This is a genomic window from Ectothiorhodospira shaposhnikovii (genome assembly GCF_016584105.1).
Taxonomy (GTDB): Bacteria; Pseudomonadota; Gammaproteobacteria; order Ectothiorhodospirales; family Ectothiorhodospiraceae; genus Ectothiorhodospira; species Ectothiorhodospira shaposhnikovii.
Genome location: NZ_NRSM01000012.1, coordinates 1 through 21,567, shown reverse-complemented (window position 1 = coordinate 21,567; position 21,567 = coordinate 1). Strand labels below are relative to the sequence as shown.

The 21,567-nt window shown below is 60.2% G+C and carries 20 protein-coding genes and 1 tRNA gene; 16 read left to right on the top strand and 5 right to left on the bottom strand.

Annotation, left to right across the window (positions count from 1 at the left end):
* Nucleotide 1: 1 nt before the first annotated feature.
* The 13 genes from CKO35_RS08450 to CKO35_RS08395 all read left to right on the top strand — a co-directional run bounded on the left by CKO35_RS08450 (nucleotide 2) and on the right by CKO35_RS08395 (nucleotide 16,165).
* Complete coding sequence (locus CKO35_RS08450; protein WP_200174655.1) at nucleotides 2-4,036, top strand: Eco57I restriction-modification methylase domain-containing protein; 4,035 nt, start codon at nucleotides 2-4, stop codon at nucleotides 4,034-4,036.
* A complete protein-coding gene (locus tag CKO35_RS08445) occupies nucleotides 4,033-5,484 on the top strand; it encodes an SMEK domain-containing protein (RefSeq protein WP_200174648.1) in 1,452 nt (483 codons plus the stop codon). The genes CKO35_RS08450 and CKO35_RS08445 overlap by 4 nt, the downstream gene beginning before the upstream one ends.
* The gene (locus CKO35_RS08440) at nucleotides 5,481-6,902 is read left to right on the top strand and encodes an argonaute/piwi family protein (RefSeq protein WP_200174646.1); all 1,422 of its coding nucleotides are present in this window, start codon (nucleotides 5,481-5,483) and stop codon (nucleotides 6,900-6,902) included. Before CKO35_RS08445 ends, CKO35_RS08440 begins: the two co-directional genes overlap by 4 nt.
* 15 nt (nucleotides 6,903-6,917) lie before the next feature.
* Nucleotides 6,918-8,264 (top strand): AAA family ATPase, encoded by a 1,347-nt coding sequence (locus tag CKO35_RS08435; protein ID WP_200174640.1) that lies wholly within the window; start codon nucleotides 6,918-6,920, stop codon nucleotides 8,262-8,264.
* Nucleotides 8,245-8,787, top strand: a complete 543-nt coding sequence (locus CKO35_RS08430; protein ID WP_200174638.1) for a hypothetical protein — start codon at nucleotides 8,245-8,247, stop codon at nucleotides 8,785-8,787. Before CKO35_RS08435 ends, CKO35_RS08430 begins: the two co-directional genes overlap by 20 nt.
* Nucleotides 8,784-9,482 (top strand): RNA ligase family protein, encoded by a 699-nt coding sequence (locus tag CKO35_RS08425; protein ID WP_200174636.1) that lies wholly within the window; start codon nucleotides 8,784-8,786, stop codon nucleotides 9,480-9,482. The genes CKO35_RS08430 and CKO35_RS08425 overlap by 4 nt, the downstream gene beginning before the upstream one ends.
* The gene (locus CKO35_RS08420; protein WP_200174634.1) at nucleotides 9,479-10,246 is read left to right on the top strand and encodes an HNH endonuclease; all 768 of its coding nucleotides are present in this window, start codon (nucleotides 9,479-9,481) and stop codon (nucleotides 10,244-10,246) included. The genes CKO35_RS08425 and CKO35_RS08420 overlap by 4 nt, the downstream gene beginning before the upstream one ends.
* Nucleotides 10,247-10,259: 13 nt before the next feature.
* Complete coding sequence (locus tag CKO35_RS08415) at nucleotides 10,260-10,661, top strand: DUF262 domain-containing protein (protein ID WP_242467103.1); 402 nt, start codon at nucleotides 10,260-10,262, stop codon at nucleotides 10,659-10,661.
* A 321-nt stretch (nucleotides 10,662-10,982) separates the two neighbouring features.
* Nucleotides 10,983-11,059, top strand: a tRNA-Met gene (locus CKO35_RS08410).
* Between the two features lie 184 nt (nucleotides 11,060-11,243).
* Entirely contained in the window at nucleotides 11,244-11,378 is a 135-nt protein-coding gene (locus CKO35_RS18205) for a hypothetical protein (protein ID WP_255721711.1), read from the top strand.
* Nucleotides 11,375-13,663, top strand: coding sequence for a CheR family methyltransferase (locus tag CKO35_RS08405; RefSeq protein WP_200174632.1), 2,289 nt, complete (start codon nucleotides 11,375-11,377; stop codon nucleotides 13,661-13,663). Before CKO35_RS18205 ends, CKO35_RS08405 begins: the two co-directional genes overlap by 4 nt.
* On the top strand, nucleotides 13,641-15,875 hold the full coding sequence (locus CKO35_RS08400; protein ID WP_200174630.1) for a putative bifunctional diguanylate cyclase/phosphodiesterase: 2,235 nt from the start codon (nucleotides 13,641-13,643) through the stop codon (nucleotides 15,873-15,875). The genes CKO35_RS08405 and CKO35_RS08400 overlap by 23 nt, the downstream gene beginning before the upstream one ends.
* An 86-nt stretch (nucleotides 15,876-15,961) precedes the next feature.
* On the top strand, nucleotides 15,962-16,165 hold the full coding sequence (locus CKO35_RS08395; RefSeq protein ID WP_200174628.1) for a hypothetical protein: 204 nt from the start codon (nucleotides 15,962-15,964) through the stop codon (nucleotides 16,163-16,165).
* Between the two features lie 124 nt (nucleotides 16,166-16,289).
* On the opposite strand, the gene CKO35_RS08390 is transcribed toward CKO35_RS08395, so the two are convergent.
* Together CKO35_RS08390 and CKO35_RS08385 are read right to left on the bottom strand one after the other, a co-directional pair.
* The gene (locus CKO35_RS08390) at nucleotides 16,290-16,445 is read right to left on the bottom strand and encodes a DUF3309 family protein (protein WP_200174622.1); all 156 of its coding nucleotides are present in this window, start codon (nucleotides 16,443-16,445) and stop codon (nucleotides 16,290-16,292) included.
* 248 nt (nucleotides 16,446-16,693) lie between these two features.
* Nucleotides 16,694-17,479, bottom strand: coding sequence for a Crp/Fnr family transcriptional regulator (locus CKO35_RS08385; protein ID WP_200174620.1), 786 nt, complete (start codon nucleotides 17,477-17,479; stop codon nucleotides 16,694-16,696).
* Nucleotides 17,480-17,798: 319 nt separating this feature from the next.
* On the opposite strand from CKO35_RS08385, the gene CKO35_RS08380 reads away from it, so the two are divergent.
* Nucleotides 17,799-18,896, top strand: a complete 1,098-nt coding sequence (locus CKO35_RS08380) for a fatty acid desaturase (protein ID WP_200174618.1) — start codon at nucleotides 17,799-17,801, stop codon at nucleotides 18,894-18,896.
* A gap of 104 nt (nucleotides 18,897-19,000) precedes the next feature.
* Nucleotides 19,001-19,432, top strand: coding sequence for a DUF1523 family protein (locus CKO35_RS08375; protein ID WP_200174616.1), 432 nt, complete (start codon nucleotides 19,001-19,003; stop codon nucleotides 19,430-19,432).
* Nucleotides 19,433-19,521: 89 nt separating this feature from the next.
* On the opposite strand, the gene CKO35_RS18200 is transcribed toward CKO35_RS08375, so the two are convergent.
* From CKO35_RS18200 to CKO35_RS08365, 3 genes are read right to left on the bottom strand one after another with little or no spacing between them, the layout of a single operon-like run.
* Nucleotides 19,522-19,650, bottom strand: coding sequence for a hypothetical protein (locus CKO35_RS18200; RefSeq protein WP_274600813.1), 129 nt, complete (start codon nucleotides 19,648-19,650; stop codon nucleotides 19,522-19,524).
* Entirely contained in the window at nucleotides 19,651-20,454 is an 804-nt protein-coding gene (locus CKO35_RS08370) for an OmpA family protein (protein ID WP_200174614.1), read from the bottom strand.
* The gene (locus CKO35_RS08365; protein ID WP_200174612.1) at nucleotides 20,451-20,864 is read right to left on the bottom strand and encodes a DUF4398 domain-containing protein; all 414 of its coding nucleotides are present in this window, start codon (nucleotides 20,862-20,864) and stop codon (nucleotides 20,451-20,453) included. The genes CKO35_RS08370 and CKO35_RS08365 overlap by 4 nt, the downstream gene beginning before the upstream one ends.
* A 237-nt stretch (nucleotides 20,865-21,101) precedes the next feature.
* Between CKO35_RS08365 and CKO35_RS08360 the strand changes: the two genes are divergently transcribed.
* Entirely contained in the window at nucleotides 21,102-21,290 is a 189-nt protein-coding gene (locus tag CKO35_RS08360; RefSeq protein ID WP_412852788.1) for a hypothetical protein, read from the top strand.
* Nucleotides 21,291-21,567 lie beyond the last annotated feature (277 nt).

The following is a 21,567-nucleotide window of genomic DNA, read 5'->3' as shown; positions in this document are numbered from 1 at the left end:
CATGAAACGTATCCGCAAAACCCAGGCCACGCTCAACCTGCCCACCCTCAAGCTCGAAGGTGGCCTGTTCCTGCCCGACCAACTGGAAAAAGCCGCCCAGGGCCGCGCCAGCGCCCAGAGCGAGGCCGACTACGGCACCCCCAAAGGCGTCAAGCTCAAGGACGAATACAGCCGCGCTTTCCAGATCGCCTGCGCCCAATGGCAGCACTTTGCCGCGCAGACGGAACGCACCGACATCAATGCCACGCAGCTCACCTCCGCCTTTGTCCACGAGCTGCTGCGCGACGCCTTTGGCTACGCCACCTTGCAAGCCACGGCAGCACAGCAAGTGGGTGAACTGCGTTACCCGGTCAGCCTCATGGCTGATACCTTGCCCATCCTGGTGGCTCCACACACCCAGGGCTTGGACGAGGCCGATGCACAGTTTGCCGTGCAAGGCAGCGGCAGCCGCAAGAAAGCGCCGTTCCAGGCCATGCAGGAACTGCTCAACGCCAGCGAAACGCTGCAATGGGGCATCGTCAGCAACGGCAGACAACTGCGCCTGCTGCGCGACGCGGCCAGCCTCACCCGCCCCAGCTTTCTCGAAGTCGATCTGGCCGACCTGCTGGGTGGTCAGCGCTATGCCGAATTCGCCAACGTCTGGCGCCTGCTACATGCAAGCCGGGCACCGCATTCACCCCCCTCTCCCCTTGCGGGAGAGGGGCCGGGGGAGAGGGGGCGCCCTGCCTGCATCTGGGAACAATGGCGCAGCGAAGGCCAACAGGAAGGCACTCGCGTGCGCGACGGCCTGCGCGACGGCGTCGAGCAGGCCCTGCTGACCTTCGGTGCAGGCTTCCTGCAACACCCCGCCAACCACGCCCTGCGTGCTGCCCTGAACGACGGCGCGCTCAGCAAGGACGACTATTTCCAGCAACTGCTGCGCCTGATCTACCGGCTCATATTCGTCTTCAACGTGGAAGAGCGCGGCGTGCTGCACCCGCAGGACGACAGCACCGAAGCGCTGGCCGCCCGCCGCGCCTATGCCGAGGGCTACGCCCTGACCCGCCTGCGCGAACTCTGCCTCAAGCGCCGTGCCCGAACCCGCCATGACGACCAGTGGCAAGCCATTCGCATCGTATTTCGCGGCCTGGCGCGGGGCGAGCCGTGCCTGGCGCTGCCCGCCCTGGGCGGCCTGTTCGCGCCCGACCAATGCCCCGATCTGGATACCGCCAGCCTGGACAACGCCCACCTGCTCACCGCCCTGCAACACCTGCGCTGGGCGGTGGTCGCGCATGGCAAGGGCAGCAGCCTCACCCCGGTGGACTACCGCAACATGGGGCCCGAAGAACTGGGCAGCGTCTATGAAAGCCTGCTGGAACTGGTGCCCGCCATCGACCTGCCCGCGCGCACGTTTGACTTCGTCGGCCGCACCGAGGAAGGCAGCACCGCCGGCAACGCCCGCAAACTCACCGGCAGCTACTACACCCCCGACAGCCTGGTGCAGGAGCTGATCAAAAGCGCGCTTGATCCCGTCATCGAACAGCGCCTGGCCGCCAACCCCGGAAACCCCACCGCAGCGCTGCTGGCCATCCGCGTCATCGACCCGGCCTGCGGCAGCGGCCACTTCCTGCTGGCTGCCGCCCGCCGTCTGGCGGAAAAACTGGCCCAGTTGCGCAGCCTCGAAGGCGGGCAGGAAGGCGCCATCCAGCCGCAGGACTACCGCCACGCCCTGCGCGAAGTGGTGGCCCGCTGCATCTATGGCGTGGACCGCAACCCCATGGCCATTGAACTGGCGCGCATGGCCTTGTGGCTGGAAGGCTACGAAGAAGGCCGCCCGCTGGGCTTCCTCGACCACCACCTGCAAGTGGGCGACGCCTTGCTGGGCCTAACCGACCTGCACGTGCTGGAACAAGGCATCGCCAAGGACGCCTTCAAACCTCTCAGCGGCGACGACCGGGAAGTGTGCAGGGAACTGGCTAAAGCCAACGCCGCCGGCCTCAAGCAGATCGCCAAAGACCTGCAAGGCCACCAAATGCTGCTGGGCGTGGACAACCGCACCGGCCTGGAAGCCCTGCGCGCCATCGAAACCCTGCCCGCCGACACCCCCGAAGAGGTGGCCGACAAGGAACACGCCTGGCGCCGCCTTCTGGAGGAGTCCGCCCACAGCCCGCTTGCCCACGCCGCCGATGCGCTGGTGGGTGCCTACCTGCTGCCCAAGGTGGAGGACACGGCAGAAACCGTGCCCACCAGCATCACCCTGCATGCATTACTGACCGATCCGCAACGCGCCCAGGCCGAGCACGCCGCCCCCATCGCCGCCGCACGCGCCGCCTGCGAACAGGCCCACGTGTTCCACTGGCCGCTCGCCTTTCCGCAGGTGTTCGCGCAAGGCGGCTTCGACTGCGTGCTGGGCAATCCGCCGTGGGAGCATGTGGAGCTGAAAGAGGAAGAATTCTTCGCTACCCGAAATCCGCTGGTTGCAGAGGCCAAGAACAAAGCCGAGCGCTCACAACGTATCCAATGGCTCAGCGAAGGCATGCTGGCTCGTCATCTCTATCCCGAACAGGTGCATGAAACCCACGAGGACGAAGCCGAAAAACGCCTTTACAAGGAATTCATCACCGCCCGACGCACGTTTGAGGCCGCAAGCGCCTTTGCACACGCCGACAAGGAAGACGGGGGCCGCTACCCACTGACTGGCGTAGGGCGCGTTAACACCTACGCGCTGTTTGCCGAAACCATCCTGCAAATCCATGCCGACAGCGGTCGCGCCGGTTTCATCGTGCCCACCGGCATCGCCACGGACGACAGCACCAAGGCGTATTTCGGCCACATCACCCAGAACCGGCGGTTGGTCAGCCTGTACGACATCGAGAATCGCGAAGCGGTATTCCCCTCCGTACACCGCAGCTACAAGTTCTGCCTGCTCACCCTAGGCGCGGCAGAACGGGCCGAGTTCGTCTGTTTTGCCACCCAAGTCAGCCAACTAGCCGACCCGCGCCGCCGCTTCACCCTCACACCCGACGAATTCCGCCTCATCAACCCCAACACGCTCACCAGCCCGGTTTTTCGCAGCGAGCGCGATGCGGAACTGACCAAGAAGCTCTACCGTGCCGCGCCGGTGCTGATAGACGAAAACCGGCCAGATGGCAACCCGTGGGGCATTCGTTTCTTGCAAGGCACGCACAACATGTCCAACGACAGTCACCTGTTCAAGGACGAGCCAGCCGCCGAACATCTGCCGCTCTACGAGGCCAAGCTCATCCACCAGTTCGATCACCGCTGGGCGACCTACACGGCGGACGGTAACAGTCGCGATGTCACGCTGCCCGAAAAATCCAACCCGGATTTCACCGTCACCCCGCGCTACTGGGTCAGTCGCGCCGAGGTGGAAGAACGTCTATGCAAACGCGACCGCGATGGCCGCGTCATCTGGCAATGGGAGCGGGATTGGTTGATGGGCTGGCGGGATATTTGCCGTGCAACCGATGAGCGAACGGTGATTGCGTCGGTGGTGCCGAGGGGGGGTGTTGGGCACACTATGCCGCTGTTCCTGACCGATACCGATACACGCCAAATCGCCGCGCTCTTGGGTAACTTGGGGGCACTCGTGCTGGATTTCTGCGCCCGGGTCAAAGTCGGTGGCACCCACCTCACATACGGCTACCTCAAACAATTTCCAGTGCTGCCGCCCCGCCGCTACACCGAAGCCGACCTCGCCTTCATCGTCCCGCGCGTGCTGGAGCTGACCTACACCGCCCACGATCTCTCTGACTGGGCACAGGATTTGGGCTACGACGGCGAACCCTTCCCCTTCGACCCCGACCGCCGCGCCACCCTGCGCGCCGAACTCGATGCCTACTACGCCAACCTCTACGGCCTCAACCGCGACGAACTCCGCTACATCCTCGACCCCGCCGACGTCATGGGCGCCGACTACCCCAGCGAAACCTTCCGTGTGCTCAAGAACAAGGAACAGAAGGAGTTCGGCGAATACCGTACTCAACGGCTGATCCTGGCAGCTTGGGACAAGCTGGAACGCGGAGAACTCAGATGAAGATCCTTGATCTGCAGAACGAATTCCGCGAACTGATCGCGCAACTCCGGCATGAAATCGAAGCCGCCAGCGCGATGGGGCAGTTTGATGCGCATAAGATTTCCGAGAACCTCATGTGCGGCCTTCTGCGCGAGTTGTGTGGCTGGACTGACTTGCGGAATCTGAACCGCGAGCAAGCGAATTTTCCCGGAATTGATCTCGCAGACGATACGCGCCGAGTGGCGGTGCAGGTAACGGCCACCGCAGACATCGGCAAGGTCAAATACACGCTGGAGCAATTTCTCAGTCGTGATTTGCACCAGCGTTACGACCGATTGATTGTCTATGTACTCACCGCCAAGCAAGGCAGCTACTCGCAAGCGGCCGTTGATTCGGTGTGCGAGAGCAAGCACAAGTTTTCAGCTGGCGATGATGTTTGGGACTACAAGGATCTGTGCAGCCTGGCAGCCGATGCTGAACCACACAAGCTGCAAGCTGCGCTCAACCATTTGAAAGTCTATCTGCGCGGAGTGCCTGTTGGTTTGGCGGACGAGGACATTGATCCACCTTTGACGCCATCGGAATCGTTGACGGCCAACCTCGTGGAACTCTATTTTCCAAGCAAACTCTTCATTGCTCGATTGAGTGAGGATCTGTTGGAAAAGCATGGCAAAAGAAGGCCAGGCTTGTGGCGAACCACCATCAGAGAGTTCAACCAAGAGAATGGACTCGCGGTTCCGTCTGCCTACGTTATCCACAGCGGCAACCTGGTGACGTTCTTCAATCTGATCGAGCGGAACAATCCCTATCAGCACTTGTATGAGCAAGGCACAGCGGAAGAACACAACACTGGTGATTACTTCACGATCGACGATGACCACGAGCGCGTCTTCAAGTCGCTACTGAGATTTTCCCTGCAGCATCGCCTGTTCAAGGAACGTGTGCGGTGGGAAAACGAAATTGGTGAGTTCATATTCCTGCCTTTGGAAGATGGCTTTAATCAAAGAGAGGTGGTCTGGCAAGGAGAGAAAAAAGCCAAGCGCAATGTCTTTTCAAGGCAATTCAACAAAAGAGACCCTTCAAAGGTTTTTCTGCAAAAGCATCTCTCGTTTGCTGCAGATTTCATGCGTCTGGATGGTCATTGGTTCATGGCCATAACCCCCAGTTGGTTCTTTAGCTATGGAGCCAATTTCGAGCAGTCTGGTTTCAGTTACAACAACCTCAGCTGGATCAAGCGCCAGGAAAATAACCAGCAGGTGATGAATCATTTTCGATTTATATCTACCTGGCTGTCCTCAATTGACGACGAGGATCTTTTCTCAGAAAAAGGGACAACGGACTCCTTTCTCTCATTTGGGAATCCACTTATGCTGAATGGTGCCCCCTCTCTGGAGGAGTCTGGCTGGAAAGCCCTGCCTAAGATCAATGAAGAAGATTCTGCGCAGCCTAGAAGGATGTTTGGTTCATGAAACTGGTGCATGTCAACGAGCCAAGGCTTGAGTTCTTTGAGGGTTCACATGTTTGTCCTAGGCGCGGGATTGCAGCCTATGGAGTGTACGATAAAGGATCTCTCACCCGGAGAACTCGAATCCTAATCGGAGCCATCGGCACTAGCAAAGACCTCGAAGACTTTTCGATTCTGATCGAGCGAATGAAGTCTCCTATATCGGCTGACGTGGATGAACACAAGAGCAATCTTTTTCCAGACTTCTGTGGATTCAATGAGCGGGTTGGGTTTCATGCGGAGCTTGCGTTCAACCAAGATTTAGGTCGCCCATTGAGGCAATTGGATATCGAGAAAGTTACAAAAATAAATAATCGAACGCAGCGTATAGAAGCAGCCCTCGACCTGTACTATGAGGAGATCAAATTCCTCGCACAGAACAGGCCCGTCGATGTGATCGTTTGCGTGCTTTCCAAATCTGTTTACGATGCAGTCAGCAAAGATTCGGCGATGGAAGGCGACGAAAAGCTGGAAGAGAGCATCGAGGTTCAATCAGAGTTGAATTTCCGGCGGGCCTTGAAGGCGAAGGCCATGCACTTGGGCAAGCCGCTTCAATTGGTGCGTGCGGATTCGCTGGCATCCGGCGCAAAGGGTCAGCAGGATGACGCAACCAAGGCTTGGAATCTCGCGACCGCGCTGTATTACAAGGCTGGCGCGACCAACCCATGGCGCCTTGAAAAGGCTGAAGGCAACACACTTTCTTGTGCCCTGGGTATCGCGTTCTACCGAAGCAGAGACAAGAAGACGCTTAATACCAGCTTGGCTCAGGTTTTCGATGAATTGGGTAATGGATTGATTTTGCGGGGCACGCCTGTGCATCTCGACAAAGGAGATAGAGTCCCAAAGCTATCAGAGGAGCAGGCATATACCTTGTTCAAGGCTGCGCTTGAGGAGTATCGCAATGCGATGCGAACGTACCCTGGCAGGGTCGTTGTTCACAAGACATCAAATTTCTCTGACCTGGAGATTTCAGGTCTCATGAGTGCGGCCTCGGACTTGCGTATCGATACAGTTGATTTTGTAACGGTGATGGATTCGCGACTTCGACTCTTCAGGACTGGAGCATATCCTCCTTATCGAGGTACATCCCTAGTCCTTGATGACCAGCGCCAGTTGCTCTATACCCGAGGCTCAATCTGGTACTACAGGACCTATCCTGGGATGTACATTCCTCAGCCACTTGAGTTGCGCGTGATCCGCTCGGAGCAAAGCCCCGCTTTTCTGGCTAGGGAAATCCTTGGACTGACAAAAATGAACTGGAACAACACCCAGCTTGATGGAAAGTACCCCATCACGCTTAGTTGCGCCAGAAAGGTGGGGGAGATCATGAAGTATTTGGATGAACATGATCGGCCACAAATTCGCTATGGCTACTACATGTAATCTGCGGGACAGAGCATGCTTACTCATCTTAAACTGGAGAACTTCAAGATCTGGCGCACCACGGGGCCTGTGCGACTTGCTCCGATTACTCTGCTGTTGGGTACCAATTCATCAGGCAAATCCAGTCTGATCCAAAGCCTGCTGCTCATCCGTCAGACCGTCAGAGGCGATGATCCGAGTCTCGATCTCAATCTTGGCGATCCTGATGCTGGCGATTCCGTCACACTCGGCCAGTTCAAGGATGTGCTGTGTCGCCACGGCGCAGCAACGGAAAGCACGGCGTCCAATCAGGTAGGTATCGAGTTTCGCTGGAGCGAAACGGGAAATGCCGCTGAATCGGCGATCTTCTCGGCACGCTACCGTAAAGGCCAATCCGGCAGCGCTGAACTGGAGTTCCTGCGCTTGGGCAAAGACGATCAAGGCTTCAGCGTGCAACGCCGTAAACCCGGGATTTATCGCCTCACGCTGGGCAATCAAATCAAACCTTTGGGGCAAAGTGTGGATTTTCGTCCGCAGCGTTCGTTTGCATTTTCACCCTCTACGCTCAACAAACTGGGTGCGCAGGGTGAGGTGATTCGCTCGGTTGGTCCGGCGCTGCTTAACGAGCTGGGTCGCATCATCTATCTTGGCCCCGTGCGCCGCTTGGCCCAGCGTGACTATGTATGGGCAGGGCGTATGCCCGCCCATATCGGCGACGACGGCGCCAAAGCCGTGGACGCGTTGATTGCCAGCGGTGTGGCGCGCCAGCAGGCCAAGAGGCGCCGTCGAACCTTGCCCGCGGAAGCTTATCTTTTCGAGCAAACGGTTCATTGGCTGAAAGAGATGAATCTGGCGCACGGTCTTTCCATCCGCGCCCTTGGCAGTTCGGCGCGCCACGAGCTACTGGTGGAGACCGATGGCCAGGCCAGCAACCTCAAGGACGTTGGAGTCGGTGTATCGCAGGTTCTTCCCGTGATTGTGGCCGCCCTGTTTGCCCAGCCCGGCCATATCGTGATCGTCGAAGAGCCGGAAAGCCATCTACACCCTCTGGCACAGAGCAAGCTGGCTGAGTTGCTGGCGCAGGTAAGCAAGGAGCGCAACGTCCAGTTCATTGTCGAGACGCATTCAGAGCATTTGTTCCGCCGTATGCAGACCTTGATTGCCCGCGAGGAAGTGTCTGTTGCTGACGCCGCCATGTATTTCGTTGAACGTGAAGGCAAAAATGCCGATCTTCTGCCGTTGAAGGTTGATGATCTTGGGCGGGTAAAGAACTGGCCCATGCATTTTTTTGGAGACACCTTGGGGGAAACCCGCGAGCAAACGGCACTTGCCATCAAACGAGCGAAAGAGCTGAGAGCGAAAGATGCCGATGTTCCTGATTGATACCAACGTGATGCTCGCCGCCAGTGCGATCTCCGAGCTGTCCAACGTCGCTACACGCGCCATGCCGCGCGAGATTGAATTGCGTGAGTCGGTCTACGAGTGGCTGGTGCAGTTCGATCAGTCGGACGACCATATGGTCCTGGATGACGCCGGGTTGGTGCTGGCGGAGTACGAGCGCAACATGCCGTACAACTGGCAGGAACAGGAGTACGGGCTGCAGGTGTTGCAGAGCAAGCGAGATCGGATGCAGGTCGATGACGTGCCAATCGAAACGTTCGAAGGCAATGGAGAGCATGTCGCCGTACTGGAGGCTGAGCACGTGGCTATCGTCACCGACCGAGAAGATCGCAAGTGGGTCGCTTGCGCATTGGCTGCGGTGGCTTTGTTCGATGAATCACCCCCTATCGTTTACGGTGCAGAGACAGACTGGCATATTGCAAGAACACAATTGGAGGCGCTCGGAATTAGCTTTCTGCCCTTGCTGCCTCCTGCGTGGTATCAGGACAGGGTTGGGCGCCCATGACGGCGGACTTCTTCCGTTTCCCTACCACTCCGCACCTCGCGTGGCTGGCCAACGACGGCATGCCTCGCGATGACAAGGTTTTGTCACCCGCTGAAGCGCAGGCGCTGTTGTCAGTGGATGTGGTCGTAGAGGAAAAGCTCGACGGTGCGAACATCGGCCTGTCTCTATCACCCAATGGGACCGTGCGTGCTCAGAATCGCGGCCAGTATCTGGGCGAGCCCTATGTAGGTCAGTTTGCGCGTTTTCCCGCTTGGCTGGCGCAGCACGAATCCAGCTTGCGTGCGGTGCTTCGTCCTGAGTTGATGCTGTTCGGCGAATGGTGCGCCGCACGCCATTCACTAAATTACGACACGCTGCCCGACTGGTTTCTGTTGTTCGACGTCTATGACCGCAGCAGTAGGCGTTTCTGGAACACATCTCGACGCAACGCGCTGGCCTCAGAAGCCGGATTGTTCACCGTGCCGCGGGTATCGAGTGGCCGCACCACTGTGGCGGCGCTGAAGCAATTGGTTATGGATACAGCCAGTCACTATCGCGCCGAGCTGCCGCTGGAAGGCGTGGTGGTACGGCGCGAATCAGCCGACTGGTGCGAGGCGCGTGCCAAGCTGGTGCGCCCGGATTTCGCCCAAGCGATCGACACCCATTGGCGCAAGCGCGCCATCGAGTGGAACCGGGTAGATTGGACGCGGACATGAATCCTCTGCAACGCACCATCATCGAAAAAGCCGGCCACGACAATGGCTTCGAGCACGTGCTGTCATCTGCTAGCGATGCGATCATACTGGCTTCTGCTCGTCATCAAAGCCAGGCGGCGGTGACAGCATTGGTCGGAAGCTTCGAGGTGCGCTTTCAACCTGCCACGCCCGCGCTGCTGCCGGAGTTGCTGCGCAGCTTCCAACCTTGGGCCGGAGCCGATGACGTGTTTTTTGTGCCGACTCTGCCAGATTTGGCGGCTCTCTTGCGCCGCACGGCCAGCCTGTCGCAAGCCTTGCCGAATCAGGCAGTGCGCGACTACCACACGGCCGTGGTGCAAGCTGTCGAGATGATGTCTGCCGAAGCCCGGGGCACGGAAGTCGAACGCCTGGTGCGTCAGCGCGTGGGGCAGGCGCGTTACCGCGATGCCTTGCTGACCTACTGGGGCGGTTCCTGCGCAGTGACTGGCGTCGCGGTGACTGAAGCCCTGCGTGCCAGCCATGCCAAACCCTGGGCCGAATGTGCCGACGATGCCGAGCGGTTGGATGCCTTCAACGGCTTTCTGCTGGTGGCCAATCTCGATGCGCTGTTCGATCGCCTTCTGATCAGCTTCGACGATGCCGGGCATCTGCTGACCAGCACCCGCCTGTCCCAAAGCGATCTGCCTGGGCTTGGCATTCATTCGGGAATGACGTTGCGCTGGCTGGCCAGCGAGCACCGGCATTATTTACAGTGGCACCGCGAGCGTTTCCTGCTCGGTGCCTGATCGAAGAAAAAACATGGCCAAGGCCGAAGCAAGCGTTGAAGAACTGGTATCAATGATCGAGCGGGGCGAACTGCGCTTGCCAGAGATGCAGCGCCAGTATGTTTGGCGCTCCACGCGAGTGCGCGATCTGCTGGATTCGCTGTATCGCGGCTACCCATCGGGCGCAATCCTGCTTTGGGAAACGGATGAAGCTGTGCCGCTGCAGGATTTCGCGGTCAGCCAGAGCACGAATCCCTACCAGAGCATGCGGCTTCTGCTGGATGGTCAGCAGCGCTTGACGAAGATGGACTGGAACAACGATGCGCTCTACGACCCAGTTCCGGTCACGATTCGGTATTCACAACGGCTGGCAAGAACCATTGCGAATGTCCCTACACTGCCAGGAAATGCTTACGCATACCGGTTGTTTATGTGAAGTACTGGTGCCCACAGTAGACCGATACGATCTCGGTACGATTGTGGCCAAGCTCCTTGCTGATGCGCTCGCGAGCTTCGGTGTCGAGCAATCATTGTGGCATTGTCAGCGGTTGGCATTGCGGTCCGCCTACCGCTGGAGCTCCAACCCGTCAAGGCTTCATAGCGACTTTGAGCATACTGATGACGTGGTCCATGTACCCATTTGCGGGCCGGAAATTCTGGACTCCCGCTTTCGCGGGAGTGACGGCAGGAGATTCACCAAATGTTGTCTCCGCGCTTGACAACGATCCTGGGTCCGCGCAAAATAGCGCGCTTTCAAGGCTACGTAGCTCAGCTGGTCAGAGCATCGCACTCATAATGCGGGGGTCGGTGGTTCAAATCCACCCGTAGCCACCATCCAGATTTCCGGCCGTGTCCGGTGAATCAAAAAAACCGCGTATGACGCGGTTTTTTTGTGTCCATGGTTCCATCTATCCCCACGCTGGCCTAGTATGCTGCGGGGATAGATGCAGGGACATATCAGAGGGCAGGGGACAGCAGCCCCGCCCGGGTATCCCCGCAGTCCACCAGGGAGGAACCCATGGCCGCATCCAGCAAGCTCACCGCCACCCAGGCTCGCCGGGCCGGATCGGAGTCGGGGGTGTTCAATCTGCAGGACGGGGGCGGGCCGTCCGGAGGCATGCCCTTCGATATCGACAGGACTCCCTCCCCGTGACTTCACCCGAGAATCCCTTGCCGCCTCATGACTCAGGCTCCCCGGTGGACAGTACGCTGCAGGGGCCGCCCCGTGAAGCCCTGGCCGCCACGCATACGCCCCCTCCCATCGTCGGTGTCGGTGCCTCGGCCGGGGGATTGGAAGCCCTGGAGGGACTGACGCTGGCCCAGATTCCCGAAGAGGCTCAATACCCGGACATGCCGCGCAGCGTCATTGATGCCGGCCTGGCCGACATGGTGATGCCGGTTCACGGCATGGGCGAGCGGATCCGCGACTATCTGGTTCGCAAACAACAGATCGGGACCCGGCGGACCGGCACCGGGGACATGGATCAGCGCCATGCCCTGGAAAAGATCGTGGTATTGCTGCGGGCCCGTACCGGCCATGACTTTGCCGATTACAAAACCAATACCTTGTATCGCCGTATCGAGCGGCGCATGAGCCTGCACCAGCTGGACAGGCTCTCCAACTACGTTCGCTTCCTGCGCGACAATCCCCAGGAACTGGATCTGCTGTTCAAGGAGTTGCTGATCGGCGTGACCAGCTTCTTTCGCGATCCGATGGCCTGGGAGAGTCTGCAAAAACAGGTGCTCGCCCCCCTGATCCGGTCCGCGCCATCCCGGGGGTGCGTCCTGCGGGCCTGGGTGGCCGGCTGCTCCACCGGTGAGGAGGCCTATTCGCTGGCCATCGCCTTCCGGGAGGTGCTGGAAGAAAGTGCGCCCGTTGGTCGCGTCACCCTGCAGATCTTTGCCACCGATCTCAGCGAACATGCCATCGAGCGGGCGCGTCAGGGGCTGTATCCAGCCAGTATCGTCGCCGATGTCTCGCCGGTACGCCTGCAGCATTTCTTTCAGGAAGAGGCCGGCGGCTATCGCGTCAATCGCGCCGTTCGGGAGACGGTGGTTTTTGCCACCCAGAATCTCATCATGGACCCGCCCTTCACCAAGCTGAACCTGGTCATCTGCCGCAATCTGCTTATCTATCTGAATACGACGCTCCAGCATAAGCTGCTGCCGCTGTTCCACTACAGCTTGTTGCCGGGCGGCGTTCTTTTCCTGGGCAATGCGGAAAGTGTCGGTGGGGGCAACGAATTGTTCACCGCGCTGGATGCCCGCGCCCATCTGTTTCGTCGCGCCGAGGCCCGCGTCCGGGTGGCCGACCTGGATTTTCATGCCCGCCCGCCTGAACCGGAGGTGGAGACCCTGGCCCAATGGGCCGGCGGGGCCCCCACCGGCAGCCTGCAATCCCTGGCGGAACAGGTGCTGCTCAGGGAGTTTGCACCGCCTGCGCTGCTGGTGAACGCGGACGGCGACATCCTTTACATCTTCGGTCGCACGGGTGACTATCTGGAGCCGGCCACCGGACGGGCCAACTGGAACATCCATGTGATGGCTCGGGATGGGTTGCGACAGGAACTGGCCTTACTGCTGCCCCGGGCCATGAGGGAAAAAAAGGTTTTCAGCCAACCGGGCATCGGCGTCGGCAGTGCTGAGCGCATGCAACTCATCGATCTGACGGTCTATCCCATCGAGGAGCCTCAGGTCCTGAGCGGCATGTTGATGATCGTGTTTCAGGTCGTGTCGCCCCAGCCGGCCCCCTTGCCGGAGCCGCGGGACCCGAAGGAACACAAGAATACCCGCATTCAGGAAATGGAGCTGGCGCTGCAGCAGACCCGGGAAGAGCTGCGCATGACCCGGGAATACATGCAGACTTCCCAGGAGGAGCTTCGCTCGGCCAACGAGGAACTCCAGTCCACCAACGAGGAACTGACCACCTCCAAGGAAGAGATGCAATCACTCAATGAAGAATTGCAGACGGTGAATGTGGAGCTCCAGTCCAAGGTGGAAGAACTCACCCTGGCCAACAGCGACATGAAAAACCTGCTCGACAGTACCGACATCGCCACGGTCTTTCTGACCAAGGACCTGCGTATTCGACGCTTCACCGCTCCGGCACGGCGGATCTTCAAGCTCATTGCCACCGATGTCGGACGTCCCCTGAGTGATATCGTCACCGAACTGGAATACCCGGACCTGCAGCATGATGCCCTGGAAGTCCTGCAATCCCTCTCCCACTCCATAGAGGAGATTCCCACCCGGGACGAGCGCTGGTATCAGGTCAAGATCATGCCCTATCGCAGCCTGGATGACGTCATCGACGGCGTGGTCGTCACATTCACGGACATCACCAAGGCCAAAGCCCTGGAAAATCGTTTACGCAGTCTTCAATCGACGCCGGAAGAATCCGGCAGGGAGTCAGGCAATGAGCGGGCAAGACGAGGATGATGAGGCCCGCAGACTGAGACGGCGGGCGGAGGAGAAGCTGCGGGAACGGGTATCCGATGCTGCTGATCCGGCCGCGGAGTCCAACGCCTTGGCCTTGCTGCACGAGCTGCAGGTGCATCAACTGGAACTGGAGATGCAGAACGAGACCTTGCAGCAGGCCCGCATTGAGGCGGAGGCGGCGAGGGACTTGTTCACGCAGCTCTACGACCATGCCCCCATGGCCTATTTCAACCTGGATTCATTGGGGAGGCTGCATCGCACCAACCTGGCGGGAGCCAGGCTGCTGGACACCACTCGGAGCGAACTCACGGGGCGGCGCCTGGCCACCTTTGTGAGCGAGGAGGACCGCCCTCGGCTGGCGGATCTGCTCTATAAGGTGTTTGCCGGTCAGGCCTCGGAACATGCGGAATTGCCGGTCACGACCATGGCTGGTGTTTCGCGCATCCTGCGGGTGGAGGCCTGTGCCGGTCAGGCGGGGCCGGATACCTGTCTGCTGGCAGCCGTGGACATCACTGATCTGGCGGAGTCCCACCAGGCATTGATGGTCGCCGCTTCGGTCTACGAGACGCTGGACGAGGCGGTCATGATCGCCGATGCCGGGCAGCGTATCATCCTCGTCAATCCCGCCTTTGTCCGCCTGACCGGATTTGATGTCAACGAGGTTCTGGATCAATGCATCGGGCTGATCCGTGCCTACCGTGAATCCCCTGCCTTTGAAGAGCAACTGCGTCGGAGTCTCCACACCACCGGTCGTTGGCAGGGGGAAATCCTGCATCGCCACCGGTCGGGGGAGCATTATATGGCCTGGGTCTCCATGCACCTGCTGCGGGACGACCGGGGTGTTCCGATGCGCTACATCAGCGTATTCAGGGACATCACCGAACAGCGCCGGGCCGAAGAGGCCATCTGGCGCCAGGCCAACTATGACCCGCTCACCGAATTGCCCAATCGTCTGCTGTTTCTGGATCGCCTGCGCCATGGCATCCGCCAGGCCCAGCGGCGGGGGCAGGTCCTGGCCTTGCTGTTTATCGACCTGGACAAATTCAAGGAGATCAATGACCGGCTGGGGCACGATGCCGGCGATACCGTTCTGAAGGAGGCAGCCCGTCGCATCAGTCGGTATGTGCGCACCAGCGATACCACGGCACGGCTCAGTGGTGATGAGTTCACGGTGATCATGGGAGGGCTGGAGAGCGGCGGCGCGGGCGTGGATGAAGTGGGCGCAAAGATCCTCAAGGCCCTGGACCAGCCCTTCGAGGTAGCGGGCACTCGTGTCGCGCTATCGGCCAGCATCGGCACCGCCTTCTGCCCCGGGGATGCCACGGATCCCGCCAGCCTCATCAAGTGTGCCGATCGGGCCATGTACGTGGCCAAGCAGGCCGGTGGACAGCGAATGGCGCATTTTTCGCTGCAACTGGACGCCACGTTGCAGGAGCGCGAAGCGCTGATCAGAGAGTTGCCCGATGCCCTTGAGCGGGGCCAGTTCAGACTGTGCTTCCAGCCCATTGTGGCGCTGGATACCCGGCTGGTCGTCATGTTTGAAGCTCTGTTGCGCTGGGAACACCCGCGGCGGGGGTTGCTCAATCCGGATCAGTTCCTGGCCCTGGCGGATACCGCGGGCCTGCTGGGACGAATTGATGAATGGGTTTTTCAGCAGTCCCTGAATGCCCTGGAGCAGCTGAACGCTCGCCGTGGCGAACAGGAATTGCCGCTTAAAATCGCCATCAACGAATCGTCCCCCGATGGCACCGAAGGGGTATCCGTGGAGACCTGGAGACAGCATCTGTCCCAGTCCGCGGTATCGCCCGGGAGCGTCATCATCGAAGTGACCGAGCATCTGCTTCAGGAGCCGGATGGCCGGGTGGATGAATGGATCAACGAGGTGCATGCCAGCGGCCTGAAGATCGCCCTGAGCCAGTTCGGCATCAGCAAAGCCGGGATACCCTGTCTGCAACGCTACCCCTTCGATCTGCTCAAGATCGACCGGGGTTTCGTGCACAACATGCCTCACGACATGGCCGACCGCGCCATTGTCCACAGCATCATCGACATGGCCCACAGGATGGGGCTGAAGGTGGTGGCGGAGGGCGTGGAAACCGACTGGCAGCATGAACTGCTGCGCGCCGCGCATTGTGACTATGCCCAGGGATACCTGTTCGGCAAACCCCTGCCCGTCGGCCGGATTCTGGCCGAGATGACGCCATCGGGGTAGGACCGGGTATCGGATGCCCGCCTTGAGTGAGCGGCGCCTTGCGTGGATACTACCTGTCCATTGGTTATGGAGCGCGCAAATTGATCATGAAGAGATACGGCATCCGCGTTACCCTGCCCGAGGGAGACACCCTGTCCGCCGGCCATCTACTGGGGGAGAACTGGGAGCAGTTCCGGTGGTTCGACAGCGCCCGGGAGCGGGATCGCATGTTCGAGGAGATGCGCCGGCCGCCGCCGTATTACCGGCGCGGCGATGTGGCAACTCAGGTGCTGGAGAAGGTGGAACGCTGAGCAAATCACGGCCTGAGAGCCCATGGTGATGCCGGAACAGGAACTCGGGCCTGTCCCGGCGGCGATTTCAGCCAGCTGCCGTTAACCGCTTCCAGCGGCCCGGCGAGGCTACGGCAGGGGCTCGTTACCTTCCCACCAGCAGCAGCACCAGCAGTATCAGCACCACGGCCCCGACCACACCGCTGGGGCCGTAGCCCCAGGCTCTGGCGTGCGGCCAGACCGGGATGACGCCGATGAGGATCAGGATCAGGACGATCAATAAAATGGTTGTCAGGCTCATGGTCGGACACTCCGCACAGGGATTGAAACCCCATGATGCCTCCGGTGGACGCGCGTGCTCTGTGCGTCAGCGTACCGATCGTCCCGTGGATGCTGGTGCGGGCACCCTCGCTCCCGCGAAGCCGGGAGTCCAGGATTTCCAGTCCGTGACTGGATTCCCGCCTTCGCGGGAATGACGAATTCGGAATACTTCCGACGGATTCAGGACACCTCCGATGGGTTCAGGCACACCCCCGCCGGAGGGCGGTGTCAGCGGGCGCCGTCCCTGACGGTACCGGTGGGACTTCCCGTCTTACCGCGTTTGGCGGATGTTCCCTGGAGTACCAGTCGATCACACTCGCGCTTGACCACGGCGTAGCATTCGCAACTGCGTGCTTCCAGGCCCGCGCGGTCGAGTACAGTGATGTGGCCGCGATGGTATTTGATAAGCCCCGCCCTCTGCAGTTTGCCGGCGGCCTCCGTGACCCCTTCGCGCCTGACCCCGAGCATGTTGGCGATCAGTTCCTGGGTCATGACGAGGTGGTTTGATGGCAATCGGTCGAGGGACAGGAGCAGCCAGCGGCACAACTGCTGGTCCAGGGTGTGGTGGCGGTTACAGACCGCGGTCTGGGCCATCTGGGTGAGCAATGCCTGGGCATAGCGCAGCAGCAGATCGTGCAGTACCCCCTGGCGGCGGCCGCCCACGCGGCGAAAGGCGTCCTTGAGGCGCCGGGCGCCGAGCCGATAGGCCTGTCCGGCGCTTTGCACCACCGCCTGGCTGGGGGTGGTCTCTCCCCCCATGAACAACGCCACCCCGACCACGCCGTCCTTGCCCACCACCGCGATTTCGGCCGAGGCGCCATCCTCCATTACATAGAGCAGGGAGACGATGGCGTCCACGGGGAAATAGACATACTCCATCTGCACGCCGGGTTCGTAGATGATCTGCCCGAGCGGTAGTGCAACGAGTTCCAGGCCGGGGAGCAGTTGCCGGTAGTCCTCATCCGGCAGCATGGCGAGAAGCTGGTTGACTCTGGGATTCGGTACGCTATGCATGAGGAAAATTCCTTTCGCCGATCATGTTTGCTTTTTTGCCAGTATAACCAGACTTTGGCAGGAAAAAATGCCAACTCCTGACTGATGCCGATTTCGTGATGCACCCTCAATGGGCCGGCGTAGACGACCGTGGGGTTGCAGCGGCATCCCACGCAGTGTGGGGCACCGAACATACAGCGAGAACGCCTGGGTCCAATATGGACAGGGAGGGCTTCCGCTGCGGGTAATCTCCGGTGAAAAGCCTTGCGTCAGAAACCGGCGCGTCGGCGATGGGTCTCGAAGCCCGGGTCGGGTGCCGAATCCCTTTTGGAGTCCAGTCATGAACCCGAAACTACCTCATTCCAAAACCCTCGTCGACACCCGAGCGTTACAGCATGAACTGGCCGCTTATCGTGCGCCGAGCCTCTCACGCGGCCTTTTTGAGCTGATGATCACGGTGATCCCGTTCGGCCTCCTCTGGTTCCTGACCTGGGCCAGCGTGAGTGCAGGCTACTGGATCGGTCTGTTGCTGGTCGTGCCCACCGCCGGATTTCTCGTGCGCCTGTTCATGATCCAGCATGACTGCGGGCACGGGGCGTTTTTCCCCTCCCGCCGCGTCAATGACTGGGTGGGGCGGATCATTGGTGTACTGACACTGACGCCCTATGATTTTTGGCGTTACACGCACGCACTGCATCACAAGCACTCCGGCAATCTGGAACGCGCGCATGCGGGTAGCATCGATACCTTGAGTGTGCGCGGATACCAGGCGTTGTCGCGGGCGCAGCGCCTGCGCTACCGCCTGTACCGGCACCCACTGGTCCTGTTCGGTCTGGGGCCGATTTATCTGTTCATGTTCTATAACCGCGTACCCGTGGGTTTCATGCGCGCGGGGTGGATGCCCTGGGTGAGTACCATGGGCACCAATGCGGCCATCGTGATTCTTGTCGCCGCAATGACCTCGCTGGTGGGGGCGGGAACATTCCTTATCGTGCATTTGCCGATTGCGATCCTCGCCGGAACCATCGGTGTCTGGCTGTTCTATATCCAGCACCAGTTTGAACATACGCGCTGGGCGCATGATGATGAATGGGCCTTTCACGAAACTGCCCTGTACGGAAGTTCCTACTACGACCTGCCCGCTCCCTTGCGTTGGATCACTGCGAATATCGGTCTGCACCACGTCCATCATCTTGTCAGTCGCATTCCGTTTTACCGGCTGCCGGAGGTGCTTGAGGATTATCCGTGGCTTCGGGAGATCAGTCGTATCACGCCGCGACAGAGCCTTCGGTACGCCCGGCTCGCCCTGTGGGACGAGGAACGGCAGCGCCTTGTCCCCTTTGTGCGGGTGGCTCCGGGTTTTGAGCCCGTGACTGGATCGGATGTCGTGTCGGTACGCCGCCGCACAGATGAGCGGGGTGTCAACCAGGCATCCTGACTCTCCGGGCGGGGTCGCTGTAATCCCGTTCCGGTGAAAAGGTTGTCTTCCAGGTTTGGAAGTTGCCTCAACCGGTTAGCGTATCCAATGAATCCGAGCGTGCCATGAAGAACAAGATTGTCCTCACCCTGACTTTCATCTTGATTGTCGTCCTGTTAGTGATCTGGTTCCTCTGGGGGCCGAATTCCTGGGAGGTGCAGATTTCCGGTACCACCGGTGATGGACAGGCAATTCAGTACCGCATTGAAACGGTCTATGCGGGAACCTCCAAGACCCTGATCTTCCGTAATGAGGATACCGGTTTTTTGCCGCCGTATTTTAAATTCGACTCGGCGGACCTCCAAGCGCTTGCGAGCCGGATCAAGGAGCAATGCCCGGAGGTACCGGTCGTCATCAATGGATACAGTTTGCGCATCCCGTTTCTGGACATGTTTCCCAACGCCACATCGATTGATGCCCCTGAGCGCTGCACGCAGGCAACCACCCGCTCCCCGAGCGGCGCGGCCCCCGAAATGCTGGAACCGGGGTCGGACTAAGTAGGCAAGCGGATTTACCTGACGGTGGCCTTCCAGGGTGTGCTGCCCCTTGCAAGGGGCAGCATCCGGTTTTGTCGAGGAGAGGAGGGTTACCGAAGTCCGAAGAATCCAAGGATGAACACGACGATGACGACGGCGCCGACGATGTAGATGATCTGATGCATGAGATTTTCCTCTGTGTAAATGGGTCCAGCGCAGGACTGCGTGAACCCGTTCATTCAGCTGTCACGGCCTCCAGCGTCGGAGATGATGATCTCGACGCGGCGGTTCTGTTGACGGCCCGAGACGGTATTGTTCTCGGCCACCGGATAGTCCTGGCCCCTGCCAGCTGCATGCAGGCGGTTGGCGTCCACACCCTGGCGAACCAGATACCGCTTCACCGAATCCGCACGCTGCTGCGATAGGCGGGCGTTTGTAGTGGCGCTGCCCACGCTGTCGGTGTGGCCCTCGATGATCGCGGTGCGTTCCGGATGCTCCCGCAGAAACACCGCGAGTTGGTCGAGGTTGCGCACCGCGCCGTCCCGCAATTCCGAACGACCCGTGGCAAAGAGCAGGTCACCCAGGGTCAGGACCAGGCCCCGATCCGTGGGTTTGGCGTTCATCGCTTCGATCTGTCGCTGCAGTTCGGCGGTTTCACGCCGCGCGAGGTCCACCTCGCGGGTACGGGAATCCAGACGTGCGCTGGCACCCTTTTCGCTCAGTGCCGCGCGCTGATCTTCCAGCAGGCGGGTTTGTGCCCAGGTCCTGGCGATGTCGACCTTGCGATCGGCGATCAGCACCTGGTGTCTGGCCATTTCCCCATCCGCCTGGGGTTTCTCGGCTGCCCGCACCGCGAGTTCCGCATCCTTCAGCTCCACCGGTGCCCGGCTGGCCAGTTGCGGATCCGCCTGCAGTTGCATCAGTTTGGCGCGGGCGTTGTCGGCACCCGGCGGCACGGTCATCGGCGCCGCGCAAGCCGCAAGGAGCAGGCCGGCGGCAGTGACCGTGCCCAGCCGGGAAAGCGTGAAAGATGGCGTTTTCATGGGCGTTCTCCCGATCCGCGTTGCATTTCCTGTTTCAGAACATCAATGCTCATTTCCATCTCTTCGTTGATCGCCCTGGCCTTCATCAGCCTGGCTTTGGCGGATGCGAGTTCCGCATTCACGCGGGACTGTTCGGCAAGACGCTCGGCTCGGGTCATGTCCTCGTCCTGCACGGCCCTTCGGGCTGCCGCGAGGTTCTCTCGGGCCTCATTCAGTTCGATGGACGCATAATCCGCGACACGTGCCTGCTCGGCGCTAGTGATGGCGGTCTCGGCGGCTTGCAAAGCGTGAGTGGGGGCCGGCGGCGTGGATGCGCAGGCAACCAGCATGAGTAAGCCCGTCGTGGCAGCCGTCAGGCGCAAAGATGGAATGGCTCGGCTTGGAGTGGACTTGATGGGGATCTGATTCATGCGTGTCCTCCTTATGGACATCACCGGTGCTTGGCGGCACCTGGCTTCGGGTAAGTTTCGCCGTTGCCGGGCGTGGAGTCGGTGCGCTGGCGTACGAAACGGGCATGGCCGGATGCCCTGCCACCGGGCTGTGTTCGATAGCAGACAGACGGAGGAACCGGGACACCATAGCCTCGGCACTGGTGAACAGGCCGACTTCCGGATCTGGAAGTTGCCGCAACCAGGAGAGAGATGATGATGAAGTTCTCAACAGTGATAGGCACCGCGTTGGTTCTGGGGTTACTGCTCGCCCCGCTATCCGGCTGCGACAAGGGACCGGCCCAGAGGGCCGGAGAGAATGTCGATGACGCCGTCGAAAAAGCGGGGGACTCCCTCGAAAGGGCGGGGGATCGCATTCAGGATGCGGGTCGTGACGCCCGTGACTGATCGGCTGTTTGCTCATGTCGAAAGTGTCACCGGGAAAGTATGTTGTCGCAATGACCGGGTTCCGGATGGAGGTGCCGCGGATTCAGGTTTGTTCGCCAGCGAACAGAGTTTCCAAGGCTTTTTGTTTACCATGGGTTATGGCGACTGAATGATCCCGAGATTTACCAGCCATACTGCCTCCGTAATAGGATTATGTGGGTCCGCCGATGGGGTCATCAGACGGGGAATCGGGGTCTTTTATCCAGCGTTGAGGCGCTTTGCGGCGCGCGCGTAGGCG